1 protein-coding gene and 1 pseudogene are annotated in these 437 nt (G+C 68.9%); one reads left to right on the forward strand and one right to left on the reverse strand.

What is annotated here, in order from left to right:
• A pseudogene (locus tag EOB59_RS36730) lies at positions 1–312 on the forward strand (DSD1 family PLP-dependent enzyme); the annotation flags it as partial.
• A 4-nt stretch (positions 313–316) separates the two neighbouring features.
• Here EOB59_RS36730 and EOB59_RS36735 read toward each other — a convergent pair.
• Positions 317–437: GyrI-like domain-containing protein (locus tag EOB59_RS36735; RefSeq protein WP_348639539.1), on the reverse strand; the 121-nt coding region annotated here is incomplete at its 5' end.

Here is a 437-nt window from a genome sequence, read left to right on the forward strand (position 1 = left end):
CTGCCCGGCCCGCCGGCCGTCACCCGCCTGCTGCAGGCGCTCGGCCGGTTCCCGCGCAAGGGTTGCTACCTCTATGGCGGCAAGTGGATGGCCGAGCCGGTCTTCCCCGAAGGCATGAAGGCGAACGGGCTGCTCGGCCTGTCCTCCAACCAGCAATTCATGGGCTTGCCCGCCGACGCGACCGCAAAGCCCGGCGACTACGCGTTTCTAAGGCCGACGCAGAGCGAAGCCGTGCTGCAGCAGTTCGGGTCGATCGCGGTGTTTTCCGGCGGCCGGATCGCCGATCGCTGGCCGGCGTTGCCGATGGCCTGACCGACTACGCCTTCACCGGTATCCAGATCTCCAGCCCGCCCTTGCCGCTGCGCGGGTCGAATTCGGGGCCGTAGCGTTCGAATTCCGGCGCGTCCGCGATCTCATGCCCGGAGGCCGGCAGCCAT

This window comes from Mesorhizobium sp. M7A.F.Ca.MR.176.00.0.0 (assembly GCF_004023165.1).
Lineage (GTDB): Bacteria > Pseudomonadota > Alphaproteobacteria > Rhizobiales > Rhizobiaceae > Mesorhizobium.